General features: G+C 70.1%; 23 protein-coding genes and 1 pseudogene. 11 read left to right on the forward strand and 13 right to left on the reverse strand.

Annotation, left to right across the window (positions count from 1 at the left end; genetic code table 11):
- Positions 1-109: 109 nt before the first annotated feature.
- Both D7044_RS13080 and D7044_RS13090 read right to left on the reverse strand, forming a co-directional pair.
- A complete protein-coding gene (locus D7044_RS13080) occupies positions 110-454 on the reverse strand; it encodes an STAS domain-containing protein (RefSeq protein ID WP_120675731.1) in 345 nt (114 codons plus the stop codon).
- Positions 455-787: 333 nt separating this feature from the next.
- Positions 788-1273 carry a DUF2975 domain-containing protein gene (locus D7044_RS13090; protein WP_120675726.1) on the reverse strand — a complete coding sequence of 162 codons (486 nt, stop codon included), beginning with the start codon at positions 1271-1273 and terminating at the stop codon, positions 788-790.
- Positions 1274-1429: 156 nt separating this feature from the next.
- On the opposite strand from D7044_RS13090, the gene D7044_RS13095 reads away from it, so the two are divergent.
- Together D7044_RS13095 and D7044_RS13100 are read left to right on the forward strand one after the other, a co-directional pair.
- On the forward strand, positions 1430-1975 hold the full coding sequence (locus D7044_RS13095) for a VOC family protein (protein WP_120688996.1): 546 nt from the start codon (positions 1430-1432) through the stop codon (positions 1973-1975).
- Positions 1959-2762: a MerR family transcriptional regulator gene (locus tag D7044_RS13100; RefSeq protein WP_199716603.1), complete on the forward strand. Its 804-nt coding sequence runs from the start codon at positions 1959-1961 to the stop codon at positions 2760-2762. Before D7044_RS13095 ends, D7044_RS13100 begins: the two co-directional genes overlap by 17 nt.
- A gap of 31 nt (positions 2763-2793) precedes the next feature.
- Here D7044_RS13100 and D7044_RS13105 read toward each other — a convergent pair whose 3' ends face one another.
- Positions 2794-4572 carry a glycoside hydrolase family 15 protein gene (locus D7044_RS13105; RefSeq protein WP_120688997.1) on the reverse strand — a complete coding sequence of 593 codons (1779 nt, stop codon included), beginning with the start codon at positions 4570-4572 and terminating at the stop codon, positions 2794-2796.
- 106 nt (positions 4573-4678) lie between these two features.
- Between D7044_RS13105 and D7044_RS13110 the strand changes: the two genes are divergently transcribed.
- From D7044_RS13110 to D7044_RS13135, 5 genes are all read left to right on the forward strand, one after another.
- Positions 4679-4822 (forward strand): LPXTG cell wall anchor domain-containing protein, encoded by a 144-nt coding sequence (locus tag D7044_RS13110; RefSeq protein ID WP_120675718.1) that lies wholly within the window; start codon positions 4679-4681, stop codon positions 4820-4822.
- A gap of 333 nt (positions 4823-5155) precedes the next feature.
- Positions 5156-5635 carry a nitroreductase/quinone reductase family protein gene (locus D7044_RS13120; RefSeq protein ID WP_120675716.1) on the forward strand — a complete coding sequence of 160 codons (480 nt, stop codon included), beginning with the start codon at positions 5156-5158 and terminating at the stop codon, positions 5633-5635.
- Positions 5636-6039: 404 nt separating this feature from the next.
- Complete coding sequence (locus tag D7044_RS13125) at positions 6040-7509, forward strand: YcaO-like family protein (protein WP_267901604.1); 1470 nt, start codon at positions 6040-6042, stop codon at positions 7507-7509.
- Positions 7506-8165 (forward strand): TfuA-like protein, encoded by a 660-nt coding sequence (locus D7044_RS13130; protein ID WP_120688999.1) that lies wholly within the window; start codon positions 7506-7508, stop codon positions 8163-8165. Before D7044_RS13125 ends, D7044_RS13130 begins: the two co-directional genes overlap by 4 nt.
- 169 nt (positions 8166-8334) lie before the next feature.
- Positions 8335-8988, forward strand: coding sequence for a response regulator transcription factor (locus D7044_RS13135; RefSeq protein WP_158609325.1), 654 nt, complete (start codon positions 8335-8337; stop codon positions 8986-8988).
- 21 nt (positions 8989-9009) lie between these two features.
- Here the strand turns inward: D7044_RS13135 and D7044_RS13140 are convergent, their stop codons facing one another.
- From D7044_RS13140 to D7044_RS13175, 8 genes are all read right to left on the reverse strand, one after another.
- Entirely contained in the window at positions 9010-9342 is a 333-nt protein-coding gene (locus tag D7044_RS13140; RefSeq protein ID WP_120675710.1) for a hypothetical protein, read from the reverse strand.
- A 28-nt stretch (positions 9343-9370) separates the two neighbouring features.
- Complete coding sequence (locus D7044_RS13145; RefSeq protein WP_120689000.1) at positions 9371-11341, reverse strand: TOMM precursor leader peptide-binding protein; 1971 nt, start codon at positions 11339-11341, stop codon at positions 9371-9373.
- Positions 11331-13436, reverse strand: a complete 2106-nt coding sequence (locus D7044_RS13150) for a YcaO-like family protein (protein WP_147434646.1) — start codon at positions 13434-13436, stop codon at positions 11331-11333. The genes D7044_RS13145 and D7044_RS13150 overlap by 11 nt, the downstream gene beginning before the upstream one ends.
- Positions 13433-14821, reverse strand: coding sequence for a SagB family peptide dehydrogenase (locus tag D7044_RS13155; protein ID WP_120689004.1), 1389 nt, complete (start codon positions 14819-14821; stop codon positions 13433-13435). The genes D7044_RS13150 and D7044_RS13155 overlap by 4 nt, the downstream gene beginning before the upstream one ends.
- Positions 14818-15918 (reverse strand): thiopeptide maturation pyridine synthase, encoded by a 1101-nt coding sequence (locus D7044_RS13160; RefSeq protein WP_120689006.1) that lies wholly within the window; start codon positions 15916-15918, stop codon positions 14818-14820. The genes D7044_RS13155 and D7044_RS13160 overlap by 4 nt, the downstream gene beginning before the upstream one ends.
- A 3-nt stretch (positions 15919-15921) precedes the next feature.
- Positions 15922-16893 carry a lantibiotic dehydratase C-terminal domain-containing protein gene (locus tag D7044_RS13165; RefSeq protein WP_120689007.1) on the reverse strand — a complete coding sequence of 324 codons (972 nt, stop codon included), beginning with the start codon at positions 16891-16893 and terminating at the stop codon, positions 15922-15924.
- A 1-nt stretch (position 16894) separates the two neighbouring features.
- Positions 16895-19474: a lantibiotic dehydratase gene (locus D7044_RS13170; RefSeq protein ID WP_158609986.1), complete on the reverse strand. Its 2580-nt coding sequence runs from the start codon at positions 19472-19474 to the stop codon at positions 16895-16897.
- Positions 19475-19660: 186 nt separating this feature from the next.
- Entirely contained in the window at positions 19661-19846 is a 186-nt protein-coding gene (locus D7044_RS13175) for a thiomuracin/GE37468 family thiazolyl RiPP peptide (RefSeq protein WP_199716605.1), read from the reverse strand.
- Between the two features lie 422 nt (positions 19847-20268).
- Between D7044_RS13175 and D7044_RS13180 the strand changes: the two genes are divergently transcribed.
- The 3 genes and pseudogenes from D7044_RS13180 to D7044_RS32970 all read left to right on the forward strand — a co-directional run bounded on the left by D7044_RS13180 (position 20269) and on the right by D7044_RS32970 (position 22122).
- The gene (locus tag D7044_RS13180; RefSeq protein ID WP_325050642.1) at positions 20269-21300 is read left to right on the forward strand and encodes a JmjC domain-containing protein; all 1032 of its coding nucleotides are present in this window, start codon (positions 20269-20271) and stop codon (positions 21298-21300) included.
- Between the two features lie 68 nt (positions 21301-21368).
- Positions 21369-21506, forward strand: a pseudogene (locus D7044_RS32965) (IS5-like element IS4811 family transposase); the annotation flags it as partial.
- 196 nt (positions 21507-21702) lie between these two features.
- On the forward strand, positions 21703-22122 hold the full coding sequence (locus D7044_RS32970) for a hypothetical protein (protein ID WP_120689011.1): 420 nt from the start codon (positions 21703-21705) through the stop codon (positions 22120-22122).
- Positions 22123-22196: 74 nt separating this feature from the next.
- Here D7044_RS32970 and D7044_RS13190 read toward each other — a convergent pair whose 3' ends face one another.
- On the reverse strand, positions 22197-23627 hold the full coding sequence (locus D7044_RS13190; protein WP_120689250.1) for a serine/threonine-protein kinase: 1431 nt from the start codon (positions 23625-23627) through the stop codon (positions 22197-22199).
- 202 nt (positions 23628-23829) lie between these two features.
- On the opposite strand from D7044_RS13190, the gene D7044_RS13195 reads away from it, so the two are divergent.
- On the forward strand, positions 23830-24363 hold the full coding sequence (locus tag D7044_RS13195; protein WP_158609323.1) for a DUF2690 domain-containing protein: 534 nt from the start codon (positions 23830-23832) through the stop codon (positions 24361-24363).
- 182 nt (positions 24364-24545) lie between these two features.
- Here the strand turns inward: D7044_RS13195 and D7044_RS32125 are convergent, their stop codons facing one another.
- Positions 24546-25430 carry an AfsR/SARP family transcriptional regulator gene (locus D7044_RS32125; RefSeq protein ID WP_158609322.1) on the reverse strand — a complete coding sequence of 295 codons (885 nt, stop codon included), beginning with the start codon at positions 25428-25430 and terminating at the stop codon, positions 24546-24548.
- Positions 25431-25555 lie beyond the last annotated feature (125 nt).

Raw genomic sequence — 25555 nt, forward strand, 5'->3', positions numbered from 1 at the left:
CCGAACCTTCGACGCACCAGAACGCTGACCGCCGTCACCTCCGGGGGCGATCGAGCGTGCGCGCCAGGTGACGTGAGCGCTCACCACCGAGGTGAGGTCGGGTGCCAGTTCAGGGACGCGGCGGGTAGCTGAAGAGTCGGCCGACCGCGGTGATCGCGAGGACCCGAGCCGGCGTGCTGGCAGCCGCGGTGATGCTCACCTGCTGACCGCGTGTCAACGCGGCCTTCCTGACGGCTAGCAGCGCGGCGAGCGCGGCGCAGTCGAGAAACTGCAACGCCGTGAGATCGAGGATGAGACTGGTCACCCACGCTGGAGCCAGCAGGAAGTTCAGCTCCCGCTCGAGTTGGTGGGCGTTGGCCAGGTCGGCTTCACCGGTCAAGGTGACGTACCGTGTGCTTGGCGCTACGTCGTAGTAGTCGTGCCGTAATACGCCGGGACCAATGATTATGTCCATTGAACGGCTCAGTCCCCGTCCGGCGAAGGACGAATGGTAGGGCCGGATGAGGTGGCCACCTTCGATCCGGCGCCGAAGAGGACAGAGCTGGCGTGCGGCGATGCCGACCCCGACGTGGCGCTTTGGGCGCCAACTCAGACGCTACTCTCGGCCGCCGCCACCCGCCAGCTTCCCCAACTGCCGCGCTCGCGCGGCCGCCGATACGCCACCCCGTCCCCGAGGCAGCGTTTCGCGATGGTCGGCGTCGTCGCCGCGGACTCGACGGACCACACCCGGCGGCCACCGCCGCCTTCCGAGTGACCGGCACCACGTCGAGGTCGGCGTCGGCCGGCGTCAGATCACGTCGTCCAGCTCGGCCCGCAGCTGCGTCGCCTCGACGTCGCGCGCGACGGCCTGGGCGAGCAGCATTCGCAGCACGAGCACGATGAGCGCGACCCCCAGGATGGCCACGCCGATCCCGCACATGATGACGGTGACGCCCGGGTCGTCCCGCTGGCCGGGGGCGTTGACGGCCGTGACCGCGAACCAGACGAGCGCAGCCGCCACGATCGCACCGATCAGGACGTCCACGTACCGGAAGGCGGCATGCGAGAAGACGGTTCCGCGTCGCACCATCGCCACCAGCCGCCATACGCAGACCAGGGCCACCTGGGCCGACACCATGCCCAGGATCGTGATCACGCGCAGCGGGGTCAGCGGGAGCGACCCATCCTCCGGGTCGGTGAACAACGCCCACACCATCGACGCCTGCACGAAGACGGTGCCGGCGAGCAACACCACGAGCACGGCGCGCAGCCCACGCACTATCAGCTTCCCCATGACCTCATCCTCCCATCGAGTGGCGACAGGAACCTATCGAATCTCGATAGGGAAGGCAAGATTTGAGCGAGCGAATGGGCGACGGTTTCGCAGCGTGGCGCGACCGGCATGGGCCGGCTTGACCCTCACGCGGCGTGAGGCCGGAGGGTGGGGTGCATGAGTGACTACTACAACGCCTTCGAGATCAGTCCCGTACCCGATCCCGGCCCGGACGCCGTTGCACCGGAGCCGTTCCGCGGCATCTACGGAATGCCCGCGTTCGTGACGATCCCGGCGAGTGACCTGGCCGAGTCGGTGGACTTCTGGATCCGCGGGCTGGGATTCTTCGAGCTGTTCAGCATCCCCGGCACACTCGTGCATCTGCGTCGCTGGGCGTTCCAGGACGTCCTCCTGGTCTCGGCGCCGAGCGTTCCGGAGCAGGCACCATCGATGAGCGTCAGCTTCGCCTGCGTACTCAACCAGATCGACCCACTCGTCGAGGCGTGCCGGGCGCTGAACCCGAGCTCCGTCGACGGTCCCCGGGACACTTTCTGGAACACCCGGGACGTGGAGGTGGTCACGCCCGAGAACGCGCGGGTCGTCTTCACCGCGGCGAAGCCCTTCGATCCGTCCAGTCAGGAGGCGCGCAACCTTGAAGCCATCGGCATCACCGCACCGAGCGCCGGTCGCGGCGACAATGAAGGGCATGCCTCATCTCGCTGACACCGACGGCCTCACCGTCGGTCAGGTCTCGACGCGTCTGGGCGTGACAGTCCGCGCGTTGCACCACTGGGACGAGACCGGTCTGGCGCGACCGTCGCTGCGCACGCCCGCCGGATACCGGCTCTACACCGCCGGCGATCTGGAACGCCTGCACCGCATCGTCGTCTACCGTGAGATCGGCCTCGGCCTGGACCGGATCCGGGCCGTCCTGGACGACCCGACTGCGGACGCCACCAGCGCACTACGCGCGCAGCGCCGCCAGGTCGCCGAACGGATCGACCACCTCCAGCAGCTCAGCGTCGGACTGGACCGGATGATCGACGCCCACGAGCGCGGCCTGCTGCTGACAGTCGAGCAGCAGGCCGCGATCTTCGGCCCGGAATGGAACCCGGACTGGCCCGCCCAAGCCCGTCAGCGCTACGGAGACACGCTGCAATGGCAGCAGTACGCCGAACGCTCGGCCTCCCGCACACCAGAGGAGTGGCAAGCTGTCGCCGACGCCAATGCCGGCCTCAACCGCGCGCTCGCGGACGCGATGGACGCCGGCGTCACACCGGGCAGCCCGGAGGCGAACCAGCTCGTCGAGCGGCACCGCGAAGTCTTCTCCTCCTACTTCCCCCTCACCCGGCAGATGCAGGTCTGTCTCGGCCGCAAGTACGAGGCCGAGCCGGCCTTCGCCGCCTACTACGACGACCTCCGCGCCGGTCTCGCCACCTGGTTCCGCCAGATCGTCGACGCCAGCGCACGCGCCCACGGCATCGACCCCGACACCGCCACCTGGCAGTAGAGCGCGCGCTACGCCTCGGCGGACGGCGGGATCAGACGAAGCCGGGTTTGGTGAGTCGCCAGGCCGCGCCGACCAGGCCGGCGTGGGAGAGTGCCAACGGCGTGTTGCCCAGGTGCGCGCCCGTGCGAGGGTCGATCTGCTCAGCGAACAACCCGAGGTCGTTGGCGCGAGCGACGGTACGTTCGAACAGCGCCTCGGCCCGCTTCAACTCGCCGGTCATCGCCAGGCACTCGACCAGCCAGAAGGTGCACACCACGAATCCGGCGGGGTCGTCCGGCCAGCGGCGGACCAGCCCGTCGGTTGTCAGCTCCGACGCGATGGCGTCGATGGTGGCCCGCATCCGGGGGTCGTTCGGCGACACCATCCCCGTCGACGGCAGGACGAGGACCGAGGCGTCCAGCTCGGGCGAGCCGATGGCACCGGTGTAGGCGCCGACCCGTTCGTTCCAACCGTCCCGCAGCACGGCGGTCCGGATCTCGTCGCGGACGGCGGCCCAGCGTGCGGGATCGGCGTGCTCGCCGAGCAGCGGCGCGAGTTTGATCGCGCTGTCCAGCGCACCCCAGCTCAGCGCCTTGGACGCCAGGTAGTGCCGGCCCGGGCCGCGGTCCTCCCACATGCCGGCGTCCGGCTCCCGCCAGTGGGTGGCCTGCTCGGCGAGACCGACGAGCAGCGCCTGGGTCTCCCGGGAGAGCTCGCCGAGCTGCTCGCGGATCAGGTGGGTGCCGAGCAGCACGCCGCCGGGCACGTCCTGCTGCCGTTGCCGCCAGGCGTCGTTGCCCACCCGGACCGGGCGGCTGCCGGCGTACCCGCGGAGGTGGTCGAGGGAGTACTCGGAGAGGTCCCGTTCGCCCGCCACCCCGTACATGATGGGCACCGGTCGGTCGCCGGCGTTCCCCGCCGAGCGGGCGGCCCAGTCGAAGAGCCGGCCGGTGTCCTCCTGGCAGGCGGCCACCCAGAGGGCCCGCATGGTCACGACGAAGTCGCGCAGCCAGGCGTACCGGTAGTCGTAGTTGTCCGTGCCACCGAGCCGTTCCGGCAGTGACGTGGTGACGGCGGCGACCACCGCGCCGCTCGGCCGGTACGTCAAGCCCTGCAGGACCAGGCCGCTGTGCTGCACCAGGTCGGGATAGCGCCCGTGGTACTGGTGCTGCCCCCGCATCGCCCGCCAGGTCTCGACGGTGTCGGCGAGGGTCGGCACCGGGTCGAGTTGCTGCGGCGGAGGTCCGTACGCCGGAGCGTAGGCCAGGTCGAAGCCGAGTACCTGACCGGCGGCGACGTCGAACTCGGCGTAGGCCCGGCCCTGCGCGCAGGCCAGCGGCACCGGGCCGCGGAGCGTCAGGGCGAGCGGCCCGGCACCGACCAGCACCTTGTTGTCGCGGCAGTGCAGGTACGGGACGATGAGCCCGTACTCCGGCCTGGGCACGAACTCGCAGCGCATCCGCGTCGTGCCGGTGAGCCCTTCGACCACCCGGACCAGCACTGCCGGTGAGTTGCGACCCAGGTCGTGTCCGCGTGCTCCGGGTTCGGCTGCCAGCGCCTCGGTCACGGCGACGCTGCCACCGCCGGTGTGGTGCACGGTCCGCAGTACCAGCGAGCCGTCGATGTACGCCCGCTCGGTCCGTGTGCTCGGCTCGGCCGTCACCGGGCCGAGCGTCCAGTGCCCGGCTTCCGGGTCGAGGAGCCGACCGAAGACCGACGGCGAGCCGAACTGGCCGGGGCACCACCAGTCGACCGAGCCGCCGCGGGTAACCAGCGCGGCCGAGGCGCAGTCGGAGAGCAGGCCGTAGTCGGCGATCGCTGACTCGGGCACCGGGGGCGGTTACCCGATTCTCGGCGGTCATACCTCGCACGATGGCTGACAAGCACTCGCCTCCTCGTGCGGTGTCACCCGTCGATCCGCCGGGTAATGTGTCGGCGTGGATACCTCGCCCGCGAGCGACGAGCCCGAGTCAAAGGCCCTGCCGGAGGCGACCGTCGCGGGCGACTGGACGATTCTCGGTGTCATCACGGTGGCGATTGCGGGCCTGCTCTTCTGGCGCAGGCGCAAGCGACGCGGCTAGGCCCTGTCTTCAACGTGCACAAACGTTGGAGTAGCGCGGCGATGGTGACGGTCGCCTAGAAATCGGCATTGCTCGGGGTCACTCCCGTTGCCCGGTTGCGATGTGCTGACGCCCCGCCTGACCGGCAACGGCGGCTTCTACGTCTCCGCCCCGGCGGGTCAACCCGGCGGCACCGGCACGACCGATCTCCTGCTCGCGTATGCCTGAGAGCGGCCGGTCAGGCGTGTCAAGCCACGTCCCGGGCGACGAAGGCCCGTTCGGCGTGGCGGGACTGCCCGAAGCTGCGATTGGCGACCCGTTCACACCGTGGCCTGATACGGGTGGGAGGTCATCATGTCGGTCAATGGCGAGGCGAAGGTTCCGAAGCTTCCACCGCGCTGGTTCATCCGGCTGGCCTGGAGGGTCCACCGAGGTTTGTATCGGGTCTTCCGCGGCCGGGTCGGGCTCTGGCAACCACGCACCGACCGCTGGGGCACGTTGCGGCTGACCACCACCGGACGCCGCAGCGGCGAGCAGCGCAGCGTCATCGTCGCGTATCTGGAGGACGGGCCGAACCTGTTCACGTTGGCGATGAATGGCTGGGGCGAGGGTGAGCCCGCCTGGTGGCTGAACCTCCAGACCCATCCGGATGCGACGGTCGACCTGGTCGACGGCCGGCGGCTGGTACGCGGGCACGCCGCAGCGGGCGACGAGCGGGTGCGGCTGTGGGCCCGCTGGCGTGAGATCGATCCGAAGATCGACGCCTTCGCGACGCTTCGCCCGTCCGAGACCGCCGTGGTGGTCCTGGAACCCCGGCCCGACGCGGTCAGCTGACCAGGAGCCGATCTTCCACGCCCAGCCGTGGTCGGCCTCGGGTCTCCTCGAAACGGCGGACTTGATCGGCGGCCGACGCATTCGGGCTGTCGCGGCATTTTGGCCGTCACTCCGACCACGGACTGACAGTGATTGGGCCGCTCGTGGCCACTTCGATTGCACCGTTTCCCTTTGGGCACGACCAGCCAAGAATTCCGTTGCGGACGATGGGAATTTCGCGCTGCTCGATATCGAACGGATCGGCAGCGGGGGCGCTCCAGCCCGCACCGAACGATTCCGAACAGTCCCGAACGGGCGTACCCCTTGCCGGCGTCCCACCTCTGGATCATCGTTGACACCAGCGCTGCGGCAGTGACGGGTATCTAAGCAGCTCACACGAGCCTGGCTTACATCGTTCAGGCGGAATGCAATTCTCGCCGGAGAGCGAACGCCGCAGTGGCAACGGCTGCGCCCCTCGGAGAGAAGAGGTCGATGAATGCCTGACCAGCCTGTCGACAACACCGTTATTCGACCGACGGTGGTGGCCGTTGAAGCTGCGTGACCGCGTCCCCAAGGTCGGGCCTACCCGCGAGGTGACCACGCTCCGGACCCTTGAGCGCGTCACTCCCCTACTACGGACCGTGGGAGTGGCCCGGGTCGCCGATATCACCTGGTTGGACCGCATCGGCATTCCCGTCTACAACGCCATCGTGCCGCGATCCCACGACCTGCTGTCGGTCTACAACGGTAAGGGACGCACCCACGATGATGCGCGGGCGTCGGCGATCATGGAAGCGGTGGAGCGTTTCGCCGCTTGGCAGCCCAGGACACCGGACCTCGTGGCCGCGTACACCGAACTGGGCGCCGCCGGGCAGGCGGTGTTGGACCCGGCGGACCACAACCTCGCGCCGGGCCACGCCTACCGCCCGGACGTACCGATCTCATGGGCCCAAGGCTACGACTTGCTCCACGACGAGCCGGTCTACGTACCGCTGAGCCTGGCCGGCTACTACATCCGCTTCCACGAAGTCCAGTGCTTCGCGATCAACAGCAGCAACGGGCTGGCATCGGGCAACTCGCTGGAGGAAGCCATCTGCCATGCCATGTGCGAGGTCATCGAGCGCGACGCCCTGACACTGGCGGATCTGGTCAGCAACCGGATCACCCACATGATGCGCAACAAGCTCGGCGCGTCCGCCACCCGAGGGGCGGTGACCACGCTGGAGGACAGCACCCCCAGCGTCGATCTCGCCACCCTTCCCGAAGCGGCACGCTGGTTCGCCGACAGGATCCAGGACGCTGGGCTGCCCCTGGTCGTCAGAGACATCACCTCCTCGATCGGCATCCCGAGCTTCGCCGCCGTGGTCAGCGAGTCGTTGGCCGACACCTTCTCGCCGGGCCACTCCGGATACGGAACGCATCCCAACGCAGAGGTGGCGGTCATCCGCGCGCTGACCGAACTGGCGCAGAGCCGAGCGGTGGACATCCAAGGGATGCGCGAGGACATCAGCCTGCCCGCGGGCGAGGTCGACAACTGGAACCACCACGTCTCCCGCGGCGGATCGGTGGACCACTCGGTGTGGCCGTGGCGGGAGTCCGAGTCACCGGCGCGCTTCGGCGACGTACGCAGTTTCCCGAACGACGACGTCATGGCAGACATCCAGCTGATGCTCGGCCGGCTGCGCGACAACGGACTGAAGAGGGTGATCGTGGTCGACCGCACGCCACCGGGCTTTCCAGTACACGTGGTCCGGGTGATCGTGCCGGGACTTGAGTCCTGGGCGATCGATCAGAGCCGGCTCGGACCGCGGGCAAAGGCGCACTGGAACGAGTCGCTGCAACTGGTGGCCAGACCGCGTGACCGGGCAGCGGCCCAGGCGGGAGCGGGACGGTGACCCGCGCCGTCGTCTTCGCCGGGCCGAGTATCGACGCCGCCGCGATCGCCGAGATCGCACCGGTGGAGGTGCGTCCCCCGGTCAAGCGCGGGGACATCGACCTGCTACTGGCCGATCCGGAGCCGCCGACCCACATCGGCATCGTGGACGGCCAGTTCCTTCAGGGGCTCATGATCTCCCCCAAGGAGGTGCTACGAGCCATAGATCGCCACCCTGGCCCCGTGCGGGTGTTCGGCTCCTCCAGCATGGGCGCCCTACGCGCGGCCGAACTGGTGACCGAGGGCATGGTCGGGGTCGGGCAGGTCTTCGAGATGTACCGTTCGGGCACGGTCTACGCCGACGACGAGGTGGCGATCACCTTCGACCCGGATTCGCTGCGCGCCCTGTGCGAACCCATGGTCAATATTCGGGTGGCGATCGCCGCAGCGGTGGCGCGTGGCGTGATCTCATCAGCCAGCAGCGCGATTGTGCTGGCGGCGGCCAAGGAACTGTACTTCCCCGACCGCACCTACGCCCGGATTCTGCGGCTGTCGGTCGTCCGGGACAAGGTCAGCGACCAGGAGTTGGTGGCGTTGCGGGAGTTCCTCGACACGGATGCCCCGAACGCCAAGCGCGACGACGCGGTCGCCCTGCTTCGCCGTATGGACCTCGGCTAGCCGTCGGAGAGCCCTCGGCCGGCGGCTGCGAGCAGTGGCCCGCCGCGGCCGCCGGCCGAGGGTCCGGTCAGCACGTCTCACAGGGGGCACCTTGTCGGCATTGCACAACCCGGGAGCGGACTCGCGAGAGGTTCCCCGGGGCTGCCCGCAGCAGATGACGATCGAGATAGTGAGCGAGACGCCGCTGCTTCAGCATGGCCTCGCCGAGTTGCTGAGAAAGGTGCCGAACTTCTTCGTGTACGACGACCGCCCGCCGCTGACCGCCTCCCCGCTGTTGGCGAAGGATCGGTGGCACACGACGATTCTGATCACCGATGCCGGTGATGAGTTTCCCGACGCGATGGTCTCACCCATCCTCGGCGAACGGCCTGACTCGAGGATCGTCGTCCTGACCGACTCTTCTGATCATCTCTTCCTTTGGAAGGTGCTCACCTCGGGTGCGCACGCCTGCCTGGCCAAGGGCGTGCAACTGGACGAGCTGGTCAGCGTCATCCACGCGGTGCACCGCAAGGAGGATCGTTTCATTCTCTCCGCACCCGTCGGTGCGCTCCGCAAGCTGCGTCCGGCCACCGCGGAGCCGGGTCCGTTGACGAACCGGGAAGTTGAGATCATGCGGTTGGTAGCGGCGGGCATGAGCAATCGGCGGATCTCCCAGCAGTTGTTCATCACGGAGACGACCGTGAAGCGACATCTGACGAACGTCTACGCCAAGCTCGACGTCACCTCACGGGTCCAGGCGATCCAGAAGGCGTTCGGACGCGATCTGGCCGACGTGGCGGCGGCACTCGGCGCGCTGGACCTCGACGGTGAGCCACTGCCCTGACGCAGAACCCGGGTGGGAAGCTCAGGCGAAGGCCCGGCCGAGGGCCATGAGACCGTCGTAGGCGCTCGCACCCTCGGCGATGGCTTCGACGTCGAAGACGCTGACCGAGGTTGGCGGGTATCCGATCAGCTCGACGGCTCGGCTCACCCGGGCCGGGCCGTCCATGTATTCGGCGCCGTCCCACAGGTACACCGCGCCCCACACCTGCCGGTCAGAGTTGGCGAACCACGTCTTCAGGCGCATTCCCGGGAGCTGTGAGTACGCCTCGACGGCGTAGTCGCGCAGGTAACCGCGCAGGTCTTCGACGGAGACGCTCGACTTGCTCAAGTCCCAGAGGACGAACTGCAGATACATCCCGGTGGGCTCCTTGATCTCGGGGTGGTCAGGGGAACGGGTGCGGGTGCGGGTTGATGTCCGAGGCCCGCAGCCGTCGATCGCGATATCCGAGCCGGTGGGGAATCTCGTGAAGTCGAGGTATCCCGTCCACTCGACGCAGGCTGTGACCGAAGGTCATCGGCAGGGTTCCGGGGATGATCACCTTGGCGCAGGCGAGGCCCTGTGCGTGCTGTTCGGGGGTGGTCTGGTCGACGGCGACCACGTCCATGCCCTCGTCGAGATAGCGGCGCAAGAGCTCCCGGAGATCGTCGGCGAGGTCGGCGTTGCGGAACCCGTCCGGCTGTGCCATCTCCGCGAAGCTCGTCCAGCGCGGCGAGCCGGTCAGGAAGTCAAAGCGGGTGAAGGCGGTACGTGCGGCGTAGAGCAGGGAGTGGTCTGCCATCTCGGTGACCAGCGTCCCGTCCCGCACCATCCGTTCGGCGCGCTCGCGTTGTCCGGGATAGCGGCGCATCAGGTCCACCAGGATCGCCCCCAGTTCGCTCAATGCGTTCTCGGCGGCGATCTCCGGGTCGAGATGGCTGCCGGCGGCGCAGACTGCCCTCGGCCGGTCGTCGTCGTCGGACGGGTCCACCGCCATCGCCCACACGCACGGGATGCCCTGTTCGAGGGTGATGTCGAAGGTGTGGACCAGGTAGCCCGTCTCCGCCTGGATGGCCTCGGCGATGAGCGGGACGGTCCGGCGGCACGCGGAGCGCAGGTCGATCCGCGGCACCGGCATGCGCGCGTACCACGTCATCAGAAACGCATCCCGCTCGGCGATCTCGAGAATGCCGTGCAGGATCGCCTCCTCCAGGCTTCCGCCGAGGGCACAGCCGTTGGAGATCTCGTACACGAACGGCGCCGGTTCGTTGTCGGAGCGGTGGATCCGGTAGTAGGCGTACGTTTCCGGCACCAGAATCGGCTCGTCGCGCCGGAAGGAGTGTCCCCATACCCAGCGGTACCGCTGGTCGACTTCGAAGGGGCGGTAGCGAAAACCGTCGATTCGGTAACGATCGGCCGGGTACAGGCCGAGGTGCCGGGGGTCGAGGGCCCGCTCGCGCAGGTCGGCGTAGCTGCCGTGCGCCGTCGTCCGCCTGCCGCCGGGCTCCATCCCGCCGTGTCGCTCCAGTGCCTCGAGGATCGAGACCAGCTCGCTGCTCCGATAGCTGCGGGTCCGTCCGTAGCCGCCCTCGGTCGCGCCGTCCGGCAGTCCCATCCAGGCCGCGGCGACAACCGAACCGGCGTTGTTGTCCCGGGCCAGCAGCCGGATGAGTCCGCACTCGGGGTCCACGTAGGTGGCGATCAGGTCGTCCTGGTGCTCGGCCAGGTTTCGGGTCCGGTAGCAGTCGGGCGCGCTCTTCGGGCGGGGTTGCAGCACGATCCGGGCCGCGTCGGCGTTGTCCTCCGGGAGGTTCCCACAGACCGGGCAGGACGGGTCGGGCAGGAACGGGTGCCGGGTCACCTCCAGGGACTTCAGGTCAAGACAGATCAGGGCCCATCGGGTCCTGGGTGCGTGCGGGTCCCGGGTCAGTCGCGCGATCTCGTCGTCGACCAGCGCGGCGACAGCGTCGGCGGCCAGGTCGGTGATCCAGGCGGAGGGCCGGCTGCCCAGCGTCGAGCGGCTGTCGGCGATCAGCGTGTCGTGGGCGCGGGAATGTAGACGGTTGCGCCGGCGCCGCCGTTCGGCGCAGTCCACGCAGCCGGGCTCACCTGCGCGTTCCAGGGGTCCGATCACCACTCGGCCCAGTTCGGTGCGGACCGGAAGCCAGGACGGCCGGTCCGATGTTCCCGCGGCGCGTACCGCCGTGCGGTCGCCGAGGTCCCAGGCGTCGGTCGCGGTCACGATGACGGTGTCGGTGCTGACCGACTTGGAGCCGGCGGGTTCGGCCACCGCGATCACGCCCGCGGGTCGGTGGACGTTGCGGGCGATGGCCTCGGCGAGGGTGCCGGTGCCGAGCAGCCGCACCTCAGCGGTCATGGGTCACCACCACGTGCACGGTGTTGGACATCATGGCGCTCACTTCCGGATCGTGGTCGAGCGGTACGGCCACCGGCTCCCTGCCGTGTGCCGTCAGGGCGACCACGACCGCGTCCAGGTCCAGCGGGTCGGGGTCGGGTCGGCGGTCCGGCCCGGGCGGGGACGACGGCGCACGGGCCTGGATCGACGGCGCGGGCGACGACGGCACGGGGATCGGTGGCGGCGCGTATACGGGCTGTCCGTGCAGCGACGACTGATAGGACAGCACCGCCTCGGCCAAGGCGTCGCGCACCGCCTCGGCCACCGACAGGCCGCTGGCGCAGCCCCGCGCCTCGGGACCCACCCGGCAGAACACGGTCGGCACCGCGAGCGTCCCGGTGATGTCGAGCACGAGCAGGCTCTCACCGACGGCCGCCAGGATCTCGCGGTATCGCATCCCGACCGGATCAAGAGCGACGGCGTCCACGTCGATCCCGGGAAACAGTCTCGGGGCCGCGACCATCTCTTCGAGGGTCAACCGCCTGACCTGTCCGAGGACGCCGGCCGTCACGGCCTCCTGCCAGCTGTAGGCGGAGGCGATTCCGGGCGGGAGTGGGCGGGCCCGTTCAACCGAACGCAGCGCCGGGAAGGCTCGCGCCACCGGCACCAGCCGGCTCCGTCCGTCGGTGAGCGCGATACCTGGCAGATAGCCCGCCCGCACTCCGTCGTCGCGTAGGGCCAGATCCGGGTCCACGTCGTCGGCGAAGAGCGGCTCGTCGTCGATGCCGACCAGCCGGCGTGGGTCTAGCATGAGCGCCCCGTAGGCCGAGAACGCGTGGAGCCCGGCCGCGAGGCGGGCGGCGGCGAAGTCCAAGCCGGTGCCGAAGACGCGGAGCGGAACGGAGCCCTCACCGAGCAGCCCCACCGGATCCGGAACCTCGATCTCGCACACATGCAGCGGCAGCTGACCGAAGTCGCCTTCCGCAGGTCGCCCGAAGACTCCAACTCGATCGTCCATACATCCGGCGGCACGTCGAGAGAAGATCTCCGGGTCCAGCGGTGCGGCGGCACGTCGTTGCGCGATGCGTCCACGTACCGCCTCGGCGGTCGGGTCCTCGGCCGCCGCCTCGAAGGGATGCGGCACGACGCAGTGCGCCTCACTGCTCAGGCTGGCCTCGTCGAGACGGGTGACCCCGGCCGGTTCCGGTCGTGCCGCGCCGGTTGCCGTGCGGAACGCACGGGACAGGAGCTGGGCTGCGGCGACGCGACGGGTCGTACCGTCCAGTTGCGCCGATCGCGCGGCGCCGGCGCCATGACGCGCGCGGTGCCGCCGCGCCACCGACGACCATCGCGTGCCGGTTCCCGCCCTGGGGCCGGATGACAGGAACCAGACGCCGTCCCCCATCATGAGCGCCTGGAACAGGTCGGCGCGCGAGGCCGCGCAGACCTGTTCCAGTAGCCGTACCTGGTCGACCGCCGGTCGGTCGCACATGTGCAGGACGAGGTTCGCGCCGTGCAGCGCCGACGTGACCGCCGCCGCGTCCGCTTCGGCGTCGAGGTGGGTACGGGTGACGCGTTGTGCGGGGTCACGGCGGCCGCGCTCGACGTCGGCCAGCAGCGTGTCCCACCCCTCCGCAGGTTCCGGCGCCACCAGGCGCACCTGGCTCAGCCCTGAACGCAGCGCGGCGACGGCCACGGCCGGTACCAGATTTGCCGGGCCCACCACCGCGACCGTCTCGCCGCGGTACTCCCGGAACGCCTGTGGAGCGGAGTCGGTCAGGTGGTTGAGGAAGGAAATCTCCCCGTGGTGGTCGTCGACCTGTTCGGTGCCGGCTGGGGACGCCTGCCCGTACGGGGTGATCGCGCCTTTCTCGACCAGCATGGTGATGAGCTGCCGCACCATGTCCCGCCGCGGGCCGGTCAGTTTGGCGGTCAGGTCGGCCAGGGAGTACCGGCCGTCCAGGTAGGGGGCCAGCCGGGCGAGCAGCGGATACGCGGAATCGCCGCCCACGACGACCGGCCCCTCGTACGTCAGCAGGTACAGGCCGTCCTCGGAGCGGGTGTAGTAGGTGTCGGGACGCAGCAGAAGGCCCATGGTCTCCGGTTGTCCGTTCATCGGGCGGTAGGACGGCTGCCGAGCAGGAACTCGCCCACCGCGCTTTCGTGCGTGTAACCGACGCCGGTCACCTCGTTGAGGGTTTCGCGGTCGCCGCCGCCGAGCCCACAGGCGGCCAGACCCATGGCCGTGGCGGCCAGGTACATCGTCTGATAGAGCACCCCGACGTGTTTGAGCACGAGCGAGTACGGCATCTGCTCGTAGGTCCAGGCCAGCCGCCCGAAGCGCGCCGCCACGACGATCAGCACCTGCGGCCTCAGCTGCTCGAAGGTGCCTCGACGCGCCGCGGCGATGAGGCGGGACATGCCGGGCCCAGGCCCGCGCACCAGCCGCAACGCGTGTTCGTGATCGTCGTAGTGATACACCCCAGCGGCTAGCCCCGAGGCCAGCCGCACCACCGGATACAGCTCCAGCTCGTACACGGAACCGCCGGACGGGTACGGCCGACCGAGCTGCCGCTCCCCCTCGGGACCGGAGCCGAACCGCATCCGCGCGCACCGGTAGAGGAACTCGCCGAGCTCCTCCAGGGTGATCGGGGTGTCGTCGTCGTGAGCTCGGATGGAACGCCGGTCCTCCATCACTGCGGCGAGCGGCGGGTCGACGCGACGCAGCTGCCCCAGATCGGGGGTGGGCAGCGGGACGACCGGTCCGGGATAGGGCTCGTGCTGGGCGGGCAACGGCTCGAACAGGCCGTCGGCCCATCGGGTACGGCCGTATCCGCTGCCCAGCCGGTCACGGTGCCCGATCCGGCTGCGCTGGTGAAACCACAGCTCGTGAGCGCCCCACTGGCGCAGGTGTAACGCCTCGTCCTCGGCGCCGCCGACCGGCACCGCCAGCCCGCACTGGTACAGGTCGTGCAGGAACCGAGCGGCGGGCGCCCGCGCCGGCGCGCCCGGGTCGGCCGGTACGGGCTTCTCCCCCGTCAGCAGGCCGAGCAGTGCGGGGTCGTGGACGTGGACCCGGGCCCAGGCCAGGGGCGACTCGATGACCAGGTCCCGCTCGTCGCGTTCCCGGTGCACGATCGCGAACCGCGACAGGAGCAGCCGGTCGGGGGTGGGGTGCGGTGCCGGCACCGGCCGTCGGGTGGGCTGGACGGCGTACAGCGGCCCCTTCTCCCGGCCGATCTCCGTGACCAGCCAGCCGCCCGCGCCCAGTGCTGCGAGGAACCCGGCGCGCTGTTCCTGCGCAGCCAGTTCCGCGGCCGGGCACGGTCCCGCCGCGAGCTGCTGGAGAAGGTCACGTTTCCAGGTCTCCGCGACGCCGAATGTTTCGGCCCGGGAGCCCGCCACCAGTCGCAGCCGATCGTCCTCGCCGACCGCGCTGTAGACACTGGTGACCAGCGACAGGCGTTCGGTGAGCGGCGCGTCCGTCAACGGCTCGATCATCGTGCCGCCTCCGCGGCGGTCACCGACGGGTCGGCGAGGGTCCTGATCAGCTCCACCGCCGACACCCCGTGCGCCTGCTCCACCGCGCAAGCCGCGAGGTGGCACAGCAGGAACCGTTCGACGGGGTTTACACCCAGCCGGGTCAGGTGCAGGTACGTGTAGTTGAGCACCAGCTTGTAGCTGAGGAACCACTCGGTGGCTTCGGTCTGCTCCTGCCAGGCGCTGGTGGCGAACAGTTCCCGGTGGAACGGACTGACCTGTGTCAAGTCGACGATATCGGCGTCGGCGTCGACCGGCGGGGCTTGGTCCATCAGCAGCCCGGCGCTGACCAGCCGACCGGCGCGATCCCGGTACGGTCGCAGGGCGTCGAGCCAGTCCCGCGCGTACGGCACGGCCGACGTCGCGCCGTCCAGGTCTGCGACCACTGCCCGGACACGTCCGACCAGCGTCGCTGCGCTGCGCCGGTAGTGCCGGTCCCACGCGTCGCGCAGGCCCCGCCCCTCGGGAAAGCCGTGTAGAAACGCCTCGGCGTGCGAACGGAAGGAGAGGCCGCCGCGGGCGAGCCCGACCCCGGACAGCGAGTGCGCCGTGGCGATCATGAGATCGAACGCGATCCCGAGCCGCCGCCCGCCGGCAGCGATCTCCTCGGTCATTCGGAAGGCCAGCTCGGTGGTGTCCGAATAGAAGTCCGCCAGCAGGCCGGCGGTCGTCGCCTCGGACGGCGGCGGGTCCACCTCGGTGCTGAGGTGTAGCGAGTTGTCCGGATACCACGGAAGCAGGTCGCCGCTCTCCGACTCCAGTTCGGCCAGCCGCCGGTGCATCGGCAGGTGCTCCTGCGGATCCAGGCGTACGGTCGACGGCACCTCGGCCAGGAAGCGACCGACGAGTTCGTCGATCGCCGGACGAGCGAGCGTTGCCAGGACCTCGGGGGTGCAGCGGACGTACAGCCGCACGTGCGGACCGCGCAGCCAGTGCCGCAGGTAGTAGAGGGAGTCGACCTGGTCGCCGAGCCGCCGCGCCACCGGCCGGATCGCCTCCAGGATGAGCCGATCCTTGTTGTCGGCGTGGTAGTAGATCTGGAAGCAGTGCCATCGCATGGTTCAGTCCCCCTCGGCGAGCGTCGACACCGCTGCCCCAGCCAGCTGGCGCAGGGAGATCTCCGCCGGCAGGGTGACGGCGAGGCGGTTGCAGACGAGGTGTGCGCAGATGTCGATGATGGTCAGCACCGAGGTGGCTGGTCCCGCGGTGACGATGCCCCCGGGCCCCTCCCAGCCCGCGGCCGGAGGAGCCAGTGCGCCCCGGTCGAGCTGCTCGTTCAGCACGTCCCGCAGCGCCGCGACCGAGCGGGCCCAGCCGGCGAGCGTTCCCGGGTCGCTGTGCCGGTCGTTGGCCGCCACCAGCGCCCGCATCCGTTGGGCCACGGACACCGCCGTGCCGAGCTGCGCCGAGGGCTGCGGCAGGTCGAAGGGCGCCGCCCGGTCGTACCCGGGTCCGGATTCGATCAGGTCGCGTAGCCGCACCGGGTCCGTTTCACAGGTGAGCCAGGCGATGAGGATCATGGCGAACGCGGCGGTCGAGCGGGCCTGCGCAGAGGCCCCCTGCCGCAGCAGACGCATCGCCAGCGCGCTGGACTGCACGAAGTGCCGCTCCACCGCCTCGATCGCGGCACCGTGACCGTAGCGGTGATGCTCCCGGCGGTACGGGACGTACGCGACCGAGTCGTTGGGTTGCAGCGAGGTGAAACCGGGTGCGACCTGCTCCCAGGCCGCCAACATCGCCGCGGTCTCCGCGTAGCTGTCCGCGGTCATCACCGGGTCCGAGGGATGGTCCCGGAAGTAGCCGTCCAACTGCTTGTCGGTTGCCTCTCTGATCTCGTCCGGGTCGACGCCGTCGGCCGGGAGCAGACGCAACCGCACGTGCGGACCGCCGTCCCAGTAGCGCAGGTAGAACCATCCGGCGGCCCGGCCGCCGGACATCAGCTCCGTCACCAGCGGATCGACCGCCTCGACCAGCAGGTGGTCCTGGTCGCCCTGGTAGAAGGCGTGGGCGCTGACCCAGTTCGTCTCTTCCATCTCACCCTCGGTCCGAAATCTCGACCAGGTACTCGGCGACGGCCGGCTCGTCGGCAGGCCCTGACACGTCACCCGGTGCGGGCAACGCCTCTTCGAACACCATCACCGGCCCCGGCGTTCGCAGCATCCGTTCGAACACCGCGAGCAGATACCAGTTGGCGAAGTCGATGTAGACGGGCTTACGGGACTTGTCCAGCACCCACCTGCCCCACTTGTCGTCCGCTGGATCGTTGCCCCACAGCCCGTCGGTCCACATCCGCACATAGCAGCGGTCCGGGATCCCGTTCGTCCGCAGCCACCCGACCAGGCGCACCAGATAGTCGGCGTCGGCCTCCGCCTTCTGCCGCGTCGGCACCTGCGCGGTCGGCACCCGCCACCGCGCCCGACGCAGAACGACCCGGCCGGTCTCCACCCTCGGATGGGTGGTGAGGCTCTCGGGCGGCGTCAGGTCGGTGCCGCTGGCCAGCGGCGAGAAACTGGGGTGCAGGTAGTAGGTCACCCCGAACGACCAACTCAGGAACTGAGCGATGGGCGGCAGCAGAACGTCGGCCATCATGCCCAGATGCAGCGGCACGACCTGCTGAACCAGCCGGGTCGAGACGATGTTCACCAGGTCGCTGCGCGGATCGTGGACCACCCTCAGATCCCCCAGCGGCAACCGCTCGGCGTCCGGCCGCCCGGTGACCGTGAACGGATAGTCGATCTCGTAGTCGGTGCTGGCCGTCCGGGCGTTCAACGCCGACGAGAACGTCCCGCTCAACTCCGCGTGAATCACCGCACCGGACGCCCCGGGCCAGACCCGGCCCGGTGGCAGGGTCCCACCGGCCAGGGTGGTCAACCGTGTCGTGCGGCTGCGCCCCCGCCCGTATCCCGAATGCGCGACGTTCAGCGCGAGCGCCAGCTGCGGACCCCGCTCGACCACCTGCACGTAGCAGCCCAGCGATCCGGGCGGGGTGACCCACTGCGGCCAGCCGGCAGCCATCGCCCGCAGCTTCTCGGCCGGCGTACGGATGACTCCGTCCGCCTCCACCGGACCCAGCACCCCGCGCCGGGCCGCCTCCTGGATCCGGCCGAGCTCCCGGAGCCTGCTCAGCGGACTCGCGGCCAGGGCGGTGCTGTTGGCCAGCGGCGACGCGCGCAGAAACTGCGCCACCTCCTGCCCGGCGGCGGACCCACCGGCCGGCTCTCCGCGCGCGATCTCCTCGTGCACCGCTCGGCACAGCTCCAGCACCGAGACCTGGGCGCCTGCGCCGAAGCGTTCCCGGAAATAGACGCCCAACGCGAGCCGCAGGGGCAAAGCCGGATCGAAGACCGCCAGCCAGCGCCGGACCGCGTCGAGGTCGTCCAGTGCCGGACGCCACCGCCCGGTCGCGCACTCGACCGGCGGGTCGGGAAAGACCGCGTTCTCGTGGTACACGGCCTTGCTCATTTCAGCCACTGGCTGGAAGGGCAACCGGAGGCGGGTGACGATGGCGGCCACCGCGTCCCGCAGCCGGTCCTGGCGGGCGCAGTGCCCGTCGACGTCGTCGACCGGCACCGGCAAGCTGACCTCCGTACGCAACCGGTCCAGCAGCACCGCGACGTCGACGAGCTCGTCGCCGCCGTGCGCGGCGACCCAGGCGATCAGATCTGACAGCGGGTCGAGGGCCTGATCGGTCACCGGGGGCTCAAGGATGAGCAGACCAGCTCGCACCAGCGCGTCCAGGAACGGCCGAACGTCAGCGGGCGTCCTGGCGCCGGAGGCGAGGCGTTCGGCCAGCCCGCCCAGCGTGCCCGGCGCACCCTCCGCAACCAGGCGCAGACAGGCGCGGATGGCGGGAGTCTCCGGCATGGTCACGATCGGTTCGCGTGGCGGCAACCCGGAGAAGGTGACCTTCCCTGCCGACCTGGTCACGCTCGGGTTCACCCGTACCCACAGCGACGCCTTGAGCGCCGGCGTTTCCCGAAGGGCCCGGATCATGTTCTGTAGCAGGAAGCCGTCCAGTTCCAGGATCCCGGCAACCGGCGCCTTGGCGGCGAACAGCTCCGGTGCCGTGCCGTCGACCCAGGCCCCCTGACCACTGATGGTGAAGGTGCTGTACGGGCTGGTCTTGGCCGCCGCCCGCGCCACGTACTTCGCGAGGCGGGCCAGGCTCTGTGCCCTCGGCCGGTGCGCCGCGTCCGCCAACCACTTGCCCAGTTCCAGGTGCAGCGCGGGGCTGGCCTGGGACAGGGCCCGGCGAAAGCCGGGATCCGCGGCCACCTCCCGCAGTACCCGCTCCCGGTCGGTGAGTTCGGCGGCAAGGACCGCAGGCAGTTCAGCAACGACCCGGTCCAGAGTGTCGAGCTTCGACAGCCAGACCTCGATCCGCTCGGTGACGTGCGGAGCGAGCAGCGCCGCGACGGCCTCGTTCCACTCCTCGTCGCGCGGCCGCCGCGATTGGAAGACCGCCCGGCGTAAACCCACCAGCCGGGGCTTCAGGGCCGTGTGCTGAAGCGCCCCGATCTCGGCGAACAGGGCGTCGGACAGCGCCTGGCCCTCCAGAGCCAGCCACCGGCGCAGCCGCGCCTGCTCCTCAGCGCACCGGAATGACTTCGTCAAGCGCAGCCGGCCCAGCGCCGCCGCAGGTAGCCCGGCAAGACGCAGAATCGGAGGCGAGTCCACGCGTGCGCCACCCGAGAGGAGCACCCCCCCGTCCGTCATCATGCCAACGCTTTCGCCCATAGCCCCTCCCGGCCCTGGGGCTGTGCCGCCGGCCGAGGCCGACGGCACAGCCGATTTTCAAGGTCAGCTGCTGCTGCTCGGGCAGCAGCTGCAGGTCGCGCTGCACGAGCAGAAGGGCAGCGAGGCGCCGTGCTCGGGCATGCCGTGACCCGCCGTCAGCGACTCGATCGTGAGCCCGCTCTCGGCCAGGTCGAACACGTCCATCGGCAGGTCCTCGAGCTCGAAGTCGAGTTCGTCGGATTTCTTCACCGCTTCTCCTTTGCTTGGAATTCGCATGACTGGAAGACCTTCCGCCGAGGACGTTAGGCCACGGAAATCAATTGCGGGAAGGCGCAGAAATACCGGCCGTCGATGTTCGACGAAGGTGTCAACCGGCCGCTTACTACCGTGTACGCCCAAAGGCGTAGTCCCCGCTACACCGGACCCCGTCCTTGCGTCGACCAGCAGAAGAATCACATGATGGCGAGCGGGCAACAATCGGTGCAATTAGCGGAGGCGGCATGAACAGCCCACTGGAATGCCTTACGGCTCGGCCGGAACAATTCATTGAGCAATGGCCGCAACAGCCTGAGGTCCACCACAGCGATCCGGCCGCGCTGACTGCGCTCCTCGACCTCGACGACGTCGACCGGCTGATCAGCGACCAGGGCCTGCCTGCATCGTCAGTCACGATGACCAAGAACAACGTGATGGCGCAGCCGGGAAGCCTCGTCAGCCCCGACCTCGCGGCCTTCCCGGACGCCGCCGGAGCCGTCGACGCCCGTCGGGTCGGCGCGCACCTGCGCACCGGGCACACTCTCCTGCTCATGGGTCTGCACCGAAGCTGGCGACCGCTGACCCGCTTCTGCCGGCTGCTCTCGGCCGAACTCGGGCACCCGCTGTACGCGCACGCCTTCCTCACCCCGCCGAAGAGCCAGGGGTTCGCGCACCACTGGGACACCGAAGCCGTCTTCATCGTCCAGACCGTCGGACAAAAGACCTGGGAGCTGCACGAGCCGTACCTGGCCGATCCGCTCCCCCGGCACCGCTGGGGACGAGTCCCGGTCCCCGCCACCGCGCGTGCTCGGTTCGAGAAGGGCGAACCGTTCCTGCGGGTCCGCCTCGCACCCGGAGACGTCCTCTGGGTGCCTCGGGGCTGGATCCACAACGGATACGCCGAGGAAGGCACCTCCCTACACATCAGCGTGGGCGTCCTCCAGTTCACCCGGCACTGGCTGCTCGAACAGCTCTTGGACGTCGCCGCCGGGGAGCCCGAATTCCGCACCGCGCTCCCGCCCGCGCTCCACGACCACAGCATCGACACCGCCGTGGGCGATGTCGCCGAGCGCTTCGCCCGCTGGCTGGCCGACCTCGACGTCGAACGCGCCGCGCGGTCTCTGCACGCCCGGGCGCTACGCGCCCAGTCCGCGCCGCGCCGGCCCGCGGTCAGCGCGGCCGTGGGCGTGCTCAGCCACGACGTCGAAGCGGTGACGTACCTGCCGGGCGCGGTACTGGCCACCAGCAAGGGAACGGACGGCACCGTCCTGCACCTCGGCGACCACAACCTTCACCTACCCGACCCGGTCACCGAAACGATCACGCAGATGATCGACCACCCCGGCACCGTGGTCGCGGTCGAGGAGCTACGCGCCGCGATCGGTCTCGACGAGGCCCGCCGGCTCGTGCGCGAACTGATCGATGAGGGAGTCGCCGTCCCGGCCTGAGCATGAGTTGAGCGGTGCCTCTCGGCGGGCCCGGACTCCTCCTGTGCAGCGCCCGCTACGGATCACCCGGGCTGCCACCCGGAGCAGTCGGGGGGATCACCGACTCGCAGAGCGTGACGGGCGCCGAGACCGTCGGCAGACACAGCCGAGGCTACGACGCGGGCAAGAAGATCAACGACCGGAATCGGTTCATCATTAGCGACACCTGGGCTTGCTGGTCACCGTTGCCCTCGTGGCCGGCAGCCGCTGCCGACCCGCACGCCGTCAAACCCGCAGCACTCGCACCTGGAGCTGATCAACCGCATCCCAGACAGGCACTCAGGGCGAGGCCTGGCAGAACGCGAGCCGGGCCCAACCCAACGGTCTAGCCACAGCACCGATGGTTTTCTACGCTCCACCGCCATGGGAAACCTTGCCGCAGCGGGCTTCGGCGCCCTCGCCAGCCTCGTCGTCGTAGCCCTCGGTGCCTGGTTTCAGGCCCGACGGGAGCGTCGGCAGTGGCTCCGTGATCAGAAGCTTCGGGCGGCGGTCGAGTACGTCACCAGCACGCGGTACCTGCTGAGCCAGTATCGGAAGGTCGGCGAGCTGGGCATGGATCAGGACGACCGCCGGGAATGGCGGAATCGGATGCAGTCCGCTCGCTCGACCCTCAGCCTCCTGTGCGGCGCTCGCACGGTGTCACTGGCGAACGACGTCGCTCGGGATCTCTACCGACTCGGCCCGGACGCAGACGCGGCTCAACGGGCCGCCGCCGAGACCGCCTTCCAACAACTGGTCTGGCAGCTGCGCAGAGAGCTCGGTTCACCCCAGCTCAATGGATGACCGGTGACTGCGCCTGCCGACCACCCGGGAGCCGACGGTGCCGGCGCAGCCCCGCAGGGGCTCCCCCGCGTCGGTCAGGCCTGCGGCGCTGCGGTCCCTGCGGCTGCCGAGTCGTCCACCGACGGTTCCGCGGTCGGGTCCACCGATGGCTCCGGCGTCGGGTCCGAAGACGGATCCTCCGTCGGCTGCCCGGTGGGGGTCGCCGACGTGCCACCCGTCGGCTCCACCGTCGGTTCCGGGGAGGCGCTCCAGGACATGGTCGGGTCTGGCGCACCCGAACTGCTCCCACCCGAAGGCGTCGGCCGGCCCGCCGTCCTCTCTACGGCCGGACGGGTGGCCACCGGGGCGGCGGACCCGGTCGCGCGAACCGGGATACCGGCAGAATCGCGCGTCTCCGGTTCGCCGCCACCCGCGCCGGGTCCCGGCTCGTCCGGCTCGGACGGCGCGCCGGGCGGAACCGCGGGCGGCGCCGACGGTCGCCCGGTCGGCCCCGACCTCAGCCCGGTGGGATCGGCGAGCACCAGGACGGCGGCCACGGCTGCCAACAATCCGAGCAGCACCGCCAGGTTCGTGTTTCCGCGACTGGCAGCCCTGCGGGACACCTCGGCGGACCCCGGCTGCCGGGCGGCCAGGCGCACGGTCGGCGACTCGGTAACGGCCGTCACCCGCTGCGCGGGCGAGTCGGCGAGGTCCTGCGCCACGGCGGCCATCGCCGCCGCCGTCGGGTACCGCTGCTCGGGCTCCTTCGCCATCGCGGTGGCCACCAGCTGCCGAACCTGCGCCGGCACGTCCGCGGGTAGCGGCGATGGTTCGTCTTCGAGGTGCCGGAGCGCCACCGCGAGGGCGTTCTCCCCCTGGTACGGAGGTCGACCGGCGAGGCAGTGGTAGACGACGGCACCGAGCGCGTAGATGTCGATCGCCGGCGTGGTCTCGTTCTTGGACACCTGCTCGGGCGCCATGTACAGGGCGGTGCCGACGACCTCGTTCGCCGCGGTCAGGCTCGCCGCGTCCTGCGTGACGGCAACGCCGAAGTCGACGAGTACGACGTGCCCGTCGGGCTCGATGATCAGGTTGTGGGGCTTGACGTCACGATGCACGACCCCGGCATCGTGTGCGGCCTGCAGAGCGCGGGCCGTCTGCGCCGCAATCGACATCGCCTCGGCCGGGTCCAGTCGGCCGACGTCGGCGATGCGCTCCGACAGGGGCTGTCCCTGCACGCACTCCATCACGATGTAGGCGAGGACCGTCCCACCAGGTCGTTCCAGCTCGCCGTAGTCGTAGACCTGGGCGACCCCCGGATGGCGCAGCGCCGCCATCGCACGCGCCTCGCGCCGGAACCGTTCACCGAAGCCGGCGGCGGTGAGCAGGCGCGGGTGCAGCATCTTGACGGCCACGCAGCGGTCCAGGGTCTCGTCGACGGCCCACCACACGTCGCCCTGGCCGCCGCTGGCGATTGTCTCGACCAGGCGGTAGCGCTCTCCGACGAGTTGCCCCACATTCGGCATGAGCTTCCGGTACCCCGGATCGCCGATCTCAAGCACCCGGCGCCTGCGCGGCGCCGGAGGTGCCGCCATCGCACGGTCATCTCCGCCGGCCGGCCGGGTGCCCACGGGTTAGCGGATCGATGAGGGCCGGGGCGACCCTCTCCCCCGCACACGACTTTGCGAGGAGAGGTACATGCGGGTGAGGCTTACCGGCGCGCGACGGATGTCGCTGCAGGTGATGGCGATCATCTCGATGCTGGGGGCCGGCGTGCTCGGGGCCACGGGGCCCGCGCAAGCCGGCCCCGGCCTGGCCGGGCTCTCGAGCGTCGCGCGGGCGGAGATCGCCGTGGGGAACGCGGCCTACATCAGCGAGGCGCAGCTCGCGACCTCGGGGTGCGGTGTCTCCTGCGACGGACGCGACCCACAGACGTTCAAGATCTACTACAACGGCAGCAGCTACTACACCTGCGCCGAAGACGCCACGTCGCCGGTCAAGCAGGATTTCCGGAGTTACGGCGGACCGGTGGTGGAGATTCGGGTGAGTGCGCGCTGCCGCACCGCGTGGACGAAGCTCGACAACGGGAACTTCAACCCGACGATCAAGAGCTTCAACCTCTCCGGCGCGCTGCGGACGTCGGAGTCCGGCTTCATTCAGGGCTTGTGGACCAGGATGTTGAACAACAAGGACCTCCTGGCTCAGGGCTGCGCCGGCAGTGGTTCGATCGTGTACTGCACGACGGCGAAGTATCGGGGCTGACGGCAACCCCCGGATCGAGGAGGCGCCCCACCGACCGGTGGGGCGCCTTCTCGTGTGGCGGCCCGGCCGCGCGCCGCGGACTTCTGCGCCGCCGCGCCGGCACGCCGGGCGATGAGCCCGCGGTCGGCTGACGACGAGCCCCCGCGCGACGCTGCTCCGGCCGGACCTGTGGTCTACAGGCTCTACAGGCTCGACGGGCTCGCGCCCTGCCCGAGCCGGCCGCCCTCGATCGCCCTGGTCAGCAGATTGACGGCGGCGGTGAGTCGGACGAGAGCGGCGTGGAGCATCTCCAGGCTGGACCCGGCGACGCGTTCGGGCTCGACGGCGTCCGGTCGCGGTGCGCGTAGCTGCGCCTCGACCCGCGACAGCTCGGCCCCGAGGTCGATGCCCAGATCCGTTCGCAGCCGTCGCCGCACGCCGTCGATGAGGGTCAGCGCGTCCCCGGTACGCCCCACCGTGTGGTAGCCGAGCGCCAACTGGCCGTGCAGCCCCTCGTGGTAGGGCTGCTCCCGCGCCCAGGCCGACAGGTCACCCAGCACGGCATCGGCGCGCCCGCGGGTCATCTCGATGGCGACCAGGCGCTCCATCGTCCGCACCCGGGCCTCGTCGAGCTGCACCGCCGCCGGGGTGAGCGCGTCGGAGGAGACGTCCTCCATCGCGCGACCGTGCCACAGCCCGAGGGCACGTCGCAGCGTGGTGCAGGCGTCGTCGGTGTCGCCGTTCGCGGCCGACCGCTCGGCGAGCAGAACCAGGTCGGTGAAGATCCGGGTGTCCACGGCGTCGTCCCGGACCGAGAGCGAGTATCCCGTCGGCATCCGGTTGATCGACGGCTCGTGGCCGACGTCCACCAGCATCCGCCGCAGCGAGCTCACACAGTTCTGGACCTGCTGGACGGAGGTCGCGGGCGGTTGCTCGCCCCAGACGACGTCGACGAGTCGGTCGACGGAGACGACGCGATTGGCGTCGACGAGCAGCGCCGCCAGGATCCGCCGTTGCCGGGCTCCGCTGATGGTGCGGTAGCCGTCTGCTGCCCGCACGCGCACCGGGCCGAGGAGCTGATATCTCATCCGCGTACCGCCGATCGGTCCGCGGGCCGGACGGCGTGGGGTGGCACAGACCCCCGTTGAGGTGCGCTCTCGGCCGCCGCGGGGCCGGCAGGTCGGCGTTGTGGAAGCCCCCAGGACATTGATGC

The organism is Micromonospora musae (assembly GCF_003626635.1).
GTDB classification, from domain to species: Bacteria; Actinomycetota; Actinomycetes; order Mycobacteriales; family Micromonosporaceae; genus Micromonospora; species Micromonospora musae.

What these genes read in the sequence shown, in the direction of transcription:
- D7044_RS13080 (WP_120675731.1), bottom strand. Translation starts at nt 454, where the DNA reads ATGGACATAATCATTGGTCCCGGCGTATTACGGCACGACTACTACGAC.
- D7044_RS13090 (WP_120675726.1), bottom strand. Translation starts at nt 1,273, where the DNA reads ATGGGGAAGCTGATAGTGCGTGGGCTGCGCGCCGTGCTCGTGGTGTTG.
- D7044_RS13095 (WP_120688996.1), top strand. Translation starts at nt 1,430, where the DNA reads ATGAGTGACTACTACAACGCCTTCGAGATCAGTCCCGTACCCGATCCC.
- D7044_RS13100 (WP_199716603.1), top strand. Translation starts at nt 1,959, where the DNA reads ATGCCTCATCTCGCTGACACCGACGGCCTCACCGTCGGTCAGGTCTCG.
- D7044_RS13120 (WP_120675716.1), top strand. Translation starts at nt 5,156, where the DNA reads ATGTCGGTCAATGGCGAGGCGAAGGTTCCGAAGCTTCCACCGCGCTGG.
- D7044_RS13125 (WP_267901604.1), top strand. Translation starts at nt 6,040, where the DNA reads ATGCAATTCTCGCCGGAGAGCGAACGCCGCAGTGGCAACGGCTGCGCC.
- D7044_RS13140 (WP_120675710.1), bottom strand. Translation starts at nt 9,342, where the DNA reads ATGTATCTGCAGTTCGTCCTCTGGGACTTGAGCAAGTCGAGCGTCTCC.
- D7044_RS13145 (WP_120689000.1), bottom strand. Translation starts at nt 11,341, where the DNA reads ATGACCGCTGAGGTGCGGCTGCTCGGCACCGGCACCCTCGCCGAGGCC.
- D7044_RS13150 (WP_147434646.1), bottom strand. Translation starts at nt 13,436, where the DNA reads ATGAACGGACAACCGGAGACCATGGGCCTTCTGCTGCGTCCCGACACC.
- D7044_RS13155 (WP_120689004.1), bottom strand. Translation starts at nt 14,821, where the DNA reads ATGATCGAGCCGTTGACGGACGCGCCGCTCACCGAACGCCTGTCGCTG.
- D7044_RS13160 (WP_120689006.1), bottom strand. Translation starts at nt 15,918, where the DNA reads ATGCGATGGCACTGCTTCCAGATCTACTACCACGCCGACAACAAGGAT.
- D7044_RS13165 (WP_120689007.1), bottom strand. Translation starts at nt 16,893, where the DNA reads ATGGAAGAGACGAACTGGGTCAGCGCCCACGCCTTCTACCAGGGCGAC.
- D7044_RS13180 (WP_325050642.1), top strand. Translation starts at nt 20,269, where the DNA reads ATGACCAAGAACAACGTGATGGCGCAGCCGGGAAGCCTCGTCAGCCCC.
- D7044_RS32970 (WP_120689011.1), top strand. Translation starts at nt 21,703, where the DNA reads ATGGGAAACCTTGCCGCAGCGGGCTTCGGCGCCCTCGCCAGCCTCGTC.
- D7044_RS13190 (WP_120689250.1), bottom strand. Translation starts at nt 23,627, where the DNA reads ATGCCGAATGTGGGGCAACTCGTCGGAGAGCGCTACCGCCTGGTCGAG.
- D7044_RS13195 (WP_158609323.1), top strand. Translation starts at nt 23,830, where the DNA reads ATGTCGCTGCAGGTGATGGCGATCATCTCGATGCTGGGGGCCGGCGTG.
- D7044_RS32125 (WP_158609322.1), bottom strand. Translation starts at nt 25,430, where the DNA reads ATGAGATATCAGCTCCTCGGCCCGGTGCGCGTGCGGGCAGCAGACGGC.